Below are 8,774 nucleotides of genomic sequence, written 5' to 3'. Positions count from 1 at the left end.
AAGAGATAAGGACTCACTGTCCAGAATTTTTTGAGCAACTTATTGCAACGCTCGAAGGTCAGTCTTTCTCCCCGTTAGAAGGGAAAACAACCGATGAATTGCGATAAGGCCGGGTTAAAAAAACCGGAAACCCGTTAGAGTTCCGGTTTTTAATCTATCTGTTAACCGAACTGATTATTCAGCTTCGATGAACACTTTGATCGTTGCCGCAACATCAGAATGCAGCTGGATGCCAACGTCGTACTCACCAACAGCACGGATTGGACCTTCTGGCAGACGGATTTCACTTTTGGCAACCGCAACACCGGCAGAAGTGATGGCTTCAGCCAGGTCACGGGGACCGATAGAACCGAACAGCTTGCCTTCGTCACCCGCTTTGGCGGTCAGGGTCAGTTCGATTTCAGCCATTTCTTCAGCACGCTTCTGAGCACCGCTCAGTTGTTCGTTAGCCGCGCTTTCAAGCTCGGCACGACGGGCTTCAAAAGTAGCCAGATTCGCTTCAGTAGCCGGCAGTGCCTTGCCAAAAGGAATCAGAAAGTTACGGCCATAACCGTTTTTAACGGTGACCTTGTCGCCCAGCTTACCAAGCTTGGCAATTTTTTCGAGCAGGATTACTTCCATTTCGCTAGCCTCTATCTAGTACCTGTCATCCCTGATGCAGTCGGTTATTCGCGCGGGCGCGAAAATCAAAAAGACTGTCCAGACATGCAGTTAAAACAATGACCGGGTACGCCAGTTGCGTGACAAAAATCAACAGGATGTAAAACCCTACCAACCAGAAGCTTCCCAGTTGTCTCATGCCCACCAGCCCATGGATCATGGCCAGCCCCGCCACCAGCAATGGCAGCGTCGCTGCAGGAACCAGCACCAGCAGGAAAGGAACAAAGGTTGCCCCCACCAGGGTGAATGCCAGAAGCCCCATGGCTACCGATAACGGCAGACGGATCTGGTGAAACTCTTCACGGAATCCGCCCGGGTTATAAAGCTGCGCCTGCCAGGATCTGGCCAGCACCAACCCGAGGATGCAGCTCACCAGGTTAAACCAGGTGACCACACCGATAACTCCGTATTCCACCAACGGCCTGATGCCTGCTACCAGGTCGTCCGTACTCTGCCCTTCCTGCTGAACGTAGTCACGAATAAATGTCATGACCAGATCGCTGATCAGGGCGATTTGCTGTGGAGCCAGCTGCGCCAGTACCAGGGCAATTAAAGCGCCACCAGGCAGCAGCGCCAGTAGTGTTTTCTGCCAGGAAACCGTTTGGCGTAATACCAGGGCCAAAGCCACGGTAGTTGTCAAACCGATGATCGTGGAGAACTGTCCCATGGCTGCCCAGGCAATACCCGGCAGCACAGCCCAGGTGAGTATTTTCAGCCCTTCACTGGCACCACGACGCAGTACGACCAGTGAAATGATGGCTGCACTCACCCAGAACAGCATGGGAATACAGGCAAACACAGTGGCCAGGATCATTGCCTGTTTCGGGCCACGCATTGCCAGTTCCGCCAGTCCACGCATCAGCTATACCCTATGAATAAATCAGTGACGATCGGTGTATGGCAGCAGGGCCACGTAACGAGCGCGCTTGATCGCTGTTGCCAGCTGACGCTGGTAACGAGCCTTGGTACCGGTGATACGGCTAGGAACGATCTTGCCGGTTTCAGAAACATAAGCTTTCAGGGTGTTCAGATCTTTGTAATCGATCTCTTTCACGCCTTCAGCGGTAAAACGGCAGAACTTTCTGCGACGGAAAAAACGTGCCATGGCAACGCCTCCTTGGATTTATGCTTGTATGGTTAAGAGCGGGTTGAAGCAGGAACCTTAGCAGTCGTGAACTATATAAAGTAACGACTGGGCGTCAGATCTTACTCTTCAGACTCTTCTACTTCGTCTTCAACGGCTTCTTCAGAGGCACGTTCTTCACGGCGGTCTTCACGACGATCGTCACGACGGTCACGCTTTTCTTCAGACTGCAGCATGATAGAAGCTTCAGTGATGGCTTCATCACGACGAATAACCATATTACGGATAACCGCGTCGTTGTAGCGGAAGTTTTCCGTCAGCTCATCCAGCGTTTCGTTACCACACTCAATGTTCATCAGAACGTAGTGAGCCTTGTGGATCTTGTTGATTGGGTAAGCCAGCTGGCGACGGCCCCAGTCTTCAAGACGGTGTACCTTGCCACCATTTTCGGTGATAGCGCGAGTGTAGCGCTCAACCATGGCCGGTACTTGTTCGCTCTGGTCAGGATGGACCAGGAAAACGATTTCGTAATGACGCATTATTTGCTCCTTACGGGTTAAATAGCCTTCTGCATTTTCTTCCTCCGACTTCCGCCGAAAAGATTCTGTAAAGCAGTAAGGCAAGGAGAATATGAGCGCAGGCGCTCACCATTAATACACTGACAATGAACAGCCCCGTTAATAAAGAAGTGCCATCGAGAGTGAATTATACGCCGGACAAATTGACCGGAGCATATAAAGAGCGGGAATTCTAGAGATTTGTTACCCTGGTTGCAAGGGGAGACACGGCCTGGCTCATTGGTAATATCCGGCGTTGATGTGGTGATCTTCCGTTTCAGACATACCATCAATCCGATAGAGATTAGGGCAGGTGGCAAAAAGAAGGTGCTGAAAATAAATAGCCAGTCCTCTCAGGTCAGTAAAAGCTGTTAACATACTCATCCCGTTTGGCCAATAATGCTTTGGCGCATTTAAAGGCAATATGTAACAACAAGTTATGCAAAGAAAAGGATAGTCGTTCAAATGGCTGTGTTGCGAAATCATTTAACAATGAGGGTCAGGTGCCAAAGGTTGATAAAAGGTCGATAAAGGTTCCAGAGAGCTAACGCTCAGCATCGCCACTTTATCGTTTATTTTGCCGGGAATGTGTACCCACTATTATTGAATTATGGCCGACCACGACAGCACATCACTTATCCATACACCGAAACGGCGATTTGCCCCGTGGCTTGTTATCATCCTGTTTTTTTCTGCATCAGCCTGGGCGACAAAAACTCTTACTTATAAAATCAACGGATTAGACAAAGCATTGAAGCAAAATGCGACGCTCTATCTTGATAACCTGCCTGCCATCAAACCCGGGCAACTGGATGAATACCGGCATGAAATCCGGGAGGCCCTGCAAAAATCACTCATGGCCCTGGGTTATTACCAGCCCACCATTGATTTTCACATCAGCAAAAAGACATCCAGTCAGCTCACCATCACGGTCAACCCGGGTCAGCCAGTGATCGTCCAGTCCCTGAAAATCAATCTGGAAGGGGATGCCAGTAAAGACAGGGCATTTACCCGGTTGATCAGGCAGAACCGGCTGAAAGTAGGGGATGTCCTGAATGATGGTGAATATGAATCGCTGAAAACCGGACTCAATAACCTGGCCCTGACCCGCGGTTATTTTGATGCGGACCTGAGTGAGCACCAGATCAAAGTCTACCCGGACAAGCGGGCGGCAGACATTACCCTGACCATGAAATCCGGCATACGATACCGGTTCGGACCGGTGATTTATGACGCGTCGGTGAGCGAAGCTACCCGTGAGTTGCTTGACACCATGATCAATTTTGAACAGGGTCAACCCTATCGCTCTGAACAGCTCAGCCAGTTGAACATGGACTTTTCAGCCACTGGATACTTCAAATCCATTGAAGTCCGCCCCCTCAAGGATAATGCGGTTGATGGTGAAGTTCCGATTTTCGTCAGTGTGTTACCCAAAACAGCCTGGGACCTGGAGACCGGTATCGGTTTCTCTACCGACGAAGGTCCGAGGGTATCCCTGAGTATCGATAACCCCTGGATGGATGAAAAAGGGCACAGTTTTACCAGTGATGTTAAAGTGTCTCAAAAAGTACAGGAACTCAGTGGCCGCTATAAAATCCCCTATGGTAACCCCTTGCTGGAATACTACAGTCTGGACGGTGGTTACCAGAGAACAACCGTCCAGGATACCGACAGTGAGCTCGTTTCTGTCTCGGTTAACAAGTGGAAAAAGCGACCGGGTAACTGGGACCAGGATTTTTTTATCCGGCTGGATTATGAGAACTATACCCAGGGGCTTCAGAACAACAGTAACCTGTTATTAATACCGGGCATGTCATTTGACCGCAGGAAAGTGGTTGGCACCCCAATGGATCCCCGTTCCGGGCACCTCTATAACCTGAAAATCGAAACCTCTGCCAAAGCCTGGCAGTCTGACGCTGACTTTATCAAAGTGTGGGGCCGGGCTAAATGGCTGACCACGTTCTTCCAGCGTCATCGGTTTATCAGCAGAATCGAGCAGGGCGCCATCTGGGTGGATGACATTAACGCCATCCCACCATCCATCCGCTTCTTTACCGGTGGCGACCAGACGGTCCGTGGCTACAGTTATGACAGCATCTCCCCAAGGGACAGCAGCGGCCAGCTGACTGGCGGCCAGTACCTGTCGGTAGCCAGTATTGAATATGACTATGAAATTGTTGAAAACTGGCGGGTCGCCTTCTTTGTTGACAGCGGAACGGTAACCAACGCCTACCGGAAAGATCAGGTTGGATGGAAAACCGGGATCGGTCCGGGCCTGCGCTGGGTGACTCCCCTGGGTCCTTTGAAACTGGATTTTGCCTTTGCGGTCAGTGATCCCGGTTCTCCCTGGCGAATCCACTTTTCCATGGGGCCAGATTTATGAACAGTGCCCCAAACCATAAACCTGATCAGACTGGGCCAGATCATTACCCGGTAAAAAAAGGATCTCTGACCAAGCGGTGCCTGTTAGTCACCGTCATCCTCCTGATTACCCTGGTCTCACTATTGCTGTTTACTCACACCGGCAACACCCTGCTCTGGCGCCAATTGAGCAACGCGCTTCCGGCCCTTGATGGGGAGCTGACGAAGGGGCAGCTGATGACGGGCTGGCATATCAGGAATCTCCGCTGGCAAGATAGCCAGGTCACGTTTCAGGCGGATGAGATAACGCTTAAGTGGCAACTTGGAAAACTGTTAACAAGGCAACTTCCGGTGCAACTGTTGGCAGTCAAAGGCGGGAACCTTGATATTCAGCCAATGGCGGAAGAAACCAGGCCATCAGCACCGACCACGCCCGGTGCAACCATAACCATTCCGCTGGATATCCTGATCGATCAGATCGATATCCAGAATTTTGATGTCACCTATCCAGGAACCACGGTTTCCCTGGAAACCTTTACAGCCAATGCCCGTATACAGAATAGCCAGCTGGTTATTCCTGACGTTCGGGCAGACAACCTTCAGGTTTTGTTAACAGACCAGAAACGTGCAACGTCCACCCCAAAGGCTTCATCATCCAAGAAACAAACGTCTGCAGGGATTGATCTCTCAACGATCACACTGCCGGAAATAAAACTCCCCATCCCTGTCAGCCTGGGAAATTTCACACTGACGAACGCCCGCTACCAGCAGGGTGATATTGATGAAACACTCAAAGCGCTGGAGCTGAGTTTTAACTGGCAAACGACTCACATCACCAACCTGATACTTAAGGCAGAACAAGCCAGGGCAACTATCCATTTAAACGGTGAGATACAACTATCGGAAAACTATCCATTAAGCCTGAACCTGGATGCTACCATTCTGGATGATTTCAATATTCCTGAGCTGACTGCCATTAAAGGAGATAAGCTATCGCTGGAAGCTTCGGGAGACCTGAAACAATTACAATTACAGCTTGCCACTCAAGGCTCCATCAATGCGTCACTGGAAGGAAATATTGGCCCTCTTGCCCCCAACTTCCCTCTGAACGTTGCCCTGAAATGGCCTGAGTTCCAATGGCGTTTTTCAGAAAAAGCAGCAGAAAAAACAGCAGAAAAAACACCAGAGTTCACAGCTTCCAACGGCTTAGTCAAGATTACTGGTGACCTCAATCACTACCAGCTCTCACTGCATACAGCCATTAAAGTAGCAGGGCAGCCAGCAACCCAACTGGGTTTAAACGCCTCTGGAAGTTTGCAGCAGCTGACTGTTGAAACACTGTCACTCAGTCCTGTTGATGAAAAAAATCCCTCAGAAAAACCGCTGCAACTGACCGGAAAGGTCAGCTGGAAAGACGGGATCAGCTGGCAAGGGCAAATTTACCTGTCACAACTGAAACCAGGGTTGTGGTTGCCCGAGGTTCCGGGCGTGCTGAGTGGCAAAATCCATACCCGATTCAGCATGACAGGTAATTCATGGCAGCTAAACGTTCCGGAGCTGACTATCAATGGCTCATTACTGAATCATCCGCTTGAGTTGACCGGAAAGCTCGAAGCTGACAACCAGACCAGGCCAATGGCCGTGTTACCCTTCAACGTTAATATTCACCGCCTTTATGCGGCGCTTGGGGAGAACCGTCTTAACGTCAGTGGGCAAATCGCAGAACAGTTATCCCTGAGTGCCAAACTGGATGCCAGGTCTCTGGATATAATTACCCCGGATCTGGATGGCTCCCTGCAAGGCAGCGTTAAGTTATCAGGGAGCAATGAACATCCAACGCTCTTATTCAGCTTTGACAGTCCAGCGATCAATGTTCAGCAGACCCGTATCCACCAGTTACACGCCAGCGGCCAATTAACCAAAACAGCCTTGCTGGAAGGTAAAGCCACGGTTGAAGCGGACTCTCTAAGCAGTGGTAATGTGCAACTGAAGCACTTGCTGTTCAATGTCAGTGGCACTGAACGGAATCATCAAATATCCCTCAACACCCAGGGTGAGCCGGTATCGGGTGAATTACAGGTGAACGGCGTTTGGCAGGGCGCTGATGGGAAGGGCAATGGACAATGGCAGGGGCGGTTAGCCAATGCCAGGGTCGTCACACCTGTGGATAGCTGGTCTCTTGAGCAGCCTGTTACCATCGGGCTGAATACTGAAAATAAGGCAGTGAAACTGATGGATCAATGCTGGCTTGCCAAACCGGCAAGGCTCTGTATCGATGCATCCACATTTTCAGCCAATCGTGGGGCAACACGCTTCCGGCTATCCGATTTTAACCTGACAACCCTGAAACCATTCCTGCCGGGCAACCTTAACTGGCAGGCCCTGCTCTCGGGCCGTGGTGATGTCCAATGGGAGCGCAAAGGAGATAGCGTCCAGCCAATAGCCCATATCCAAATCCAGACGACGCCGGGTGAAGTCACCAGTAACGCAGACAATCCGGTGTCCGTGAACTATCAAAAACTCGCCACCGTCATTCATCTGAATGAGGATGATCTGAAGGCCGAGTTCGAGTTTGACTCAAAACAGCTGGGGGTCGCTCACATCAATCTGACCATCGATAATATGCAAACTGACCAGACTCTGAGTGGGCAAGCCAGACTGCAGGATATGCGTCTGTATTTTCTGCAACCACTGATTCCGGATATCAGTCATATTGATGGTATTTTATCCGCTGATACCCGCCTGGGTGGAACACTGAAAGACCCCTTGCTTTTTGGCAACCTGAAACTCCGTGAAGGACAGCTGGCCGCCAAACAGCAAATGGTCAACGTCAGCCATCTGATCACTGAGCTGACTGTGGACGGCAATCAGGGCGAAGTCAGTGGCAGCATGAAGGTAGGCGACGGAGACATGAAACTGTCAGGTCATCTTGACTGGCAACAGATGCCTCCTTCCGGTGTTATTGCCATAAAAGGACAAAACCTTGAAGCCAGGGTTCCGGGGATGCTTCAACTGAGGGCTTCTCCCGACTTGAAGCTGACCATTGGAGAAGCGCAAACCCTGACCGGTAAAATCACCATTCCCTGGGCAAGAGTGAGCATCAGGCAACTGCCCAGACAGGCCATTACCCCCTCTGATGATGTGGTGATCATCACCCCCGGAACCAGGGAAACACTGTTGCATGCAGGCCCGCCATTCTCCATGGACGTGAATATGGTATTAGGCAAAGACATCAAAATCGACGCCTATGGGCTGAAGTCGGACCTCGCTGGCCAATTGCTGCTTGATCTTGTGCCGGGAAAACCATTGGTTGCCGATGGCTCTATTCAACTGATTCATGGCCGTTATCATCAATTTGGTCAGGACCTGCTGATTAAGGAAGGCAATATTATTTTCTCCGGCCCGCTCTCAAGCCCGTACCTGGCGGTGAATGCTATTCGCAACCCTGACAGCATAGAAGGCGATGTAACAGTAGGTATTCGGGTTAGCGGTCCGCCATCCCGGCCGGAGTTTTCGATCTATTCGGACCCCACTATGCCACAGCAGGAACAGTGGTCTTATCTGCTCAGGGGACGGGGCCTCGAAAATGATGGTGACAGTTCGGCAGTACAATCCATGCTGATCGGTTTCGGTGTCAGCCAGTTTGGTGGCGTAGTGACCTCCATTGGTAAAAAAATCGGCCTCTCGGATGTGACGCTCGACACCCAGGGCAGTGGTGATGACACGCAGGTCACCATCGGTGGCACGATTGCGCCCGGACTGCGGGTGCAATATGGCGCGGGTGTCTTTAACTCCATCGCCGAAGTAAAAGTACGTTATGAACTGATGCCCCGGCTCTATCTGCAGGCGATCAGTGGTCTCGCCCAGGCGGTAGACCTGTTTTATCAATTCAAGATTGAGACAGGCAAAAATAACCAGGATTAATAAAAAATGAACTTCTTTGATTCATTCGAGTCTATCTATTAAGGACTTAAGCCGATCAATATGTGGCTTCAACCTATCCACCACTTGAGTATTTAACGAAACCTGCGGAATTTTCCATCCATAGCGCAAAGCCCTTGGATGGAGATGGATGGGGCCGCCCAGGTAGCAGGCAGCCGGAATGCCGGACC

The 8,774-nt window shown here is 50.8% G+C and carries 7 protein-coding genes; 2 read left to right on the top strand and 5 right to left on the bottom strand.

Annotated elements, in window-relative coordinates:
* Positions 1-174: 174 nt before the first annotated feature.
* The 5 genes from rplI to KDK13_RS10020 all read right to left on the bottom strand — a co-directional run bounded on the left by rplI (position 175) and on the right by KDK13_RS10020 (position 2,679).
* Entirely contained in the window at positions 175-621 is a 447-nt protein-coding gene (rplI, locus tag KDK13_RS10040) for a 50S ribosomal protein L9 (protein ID WP_257284842.1), read from the bottom strand.
* A 25-nt stretch (positions 622-646) separates the two neighbouring features.
* A complete protein-coding gene (locus KDK13_RS10035; protein ID WP_257284841.1) occupies positions 647-1,519 on the bottom strand; it encodes a hypothetical protein in 873 nt (290 codons plus the stop codon).
* A gap of 21 nt (positions 1,520-1,540) precedes the next feature.
* Positions 1,541-1,765, bottom strand: coding sequence for a 30S ribosomal protein S18 (gene rpsR / locus KDK13_RS10030; RefSeq protein WP_020584246.1), 225 nt, complete (start codon positions 1,763-1,765; stop codon positions 1,541-1,543).
* Positions 1,766-1,866: 101 nt separating this feature from the next.
* Positions 1,867-2,283, bottom strand: a complete 417-nt coding sequence (gene rpsF, locus KDK13_RS10025) for a 30S ribosomal protein S6 (RefSeq protein ID WP_101745436.1) — start codon at positions 2,281-2,283, stop codon at positions 1,867-1,869.
* Between the two features lie 255 nt (positions 2,284-2,538).
* Positions 2,539-2,679, bottom strand: a complete 141-nt coding sequence (locus KDK13_RS10020) for a hypothetical protein (protein ID WP_257284840.1) — start codon at positions 2,677-2,679, stop codon at positions 2,539-2,541.
* Between the two features lie 232 nt (positions 2,680-2,911).
* Here KDK13_RS10020 and KDK13_RS10015 point away from each other — a divergent pair, with 232 nt between their 5' ends.
* Both KDK13_RS10015 and KDK13_RS10010 read left to right on the top strand, forming a co-directional pair.
* Positions 2,912-4,684, top strand: a complete 1,773-nt coding sequence (locus KDK13_RS10015) for an autotransporter assembly complex family protein (protein ID WP_257284839.1) — start codon at positions 2,912-2,914, stop codon at positions 4,682-4,684.
* Positions 4,681-8,586, top strand: coding sequence for a translocation/assembly module TamB domain-containing protein (locus tag KDK13_RS10010; protein WP_257284838.1), 3,906 nt, complete (start codon positions 4,681-4,683; stop codon positions 8,584-8,586). The genes KDK13_RS10015 and KDK13_RS10010 overlap by 4 nt, the downstream gene beginning before the upstream one ends.
* Positions 8,587-8,774: the final 188 nt, after the last annotated feature.

The sequence above is a fragment of the Endozoicomonas sp. SESOKO1 genome, from assembly GCF_024606265.1.
Lineage (GTDB): Bacteria > Pseudomonadota > Gammaproteobacteria > Pseudomonadales > Endozoicomonadaceae > Endozoicomonas.
This window is presented reverse-complemented; position numbering and strand designations above follow the sequence as displayed.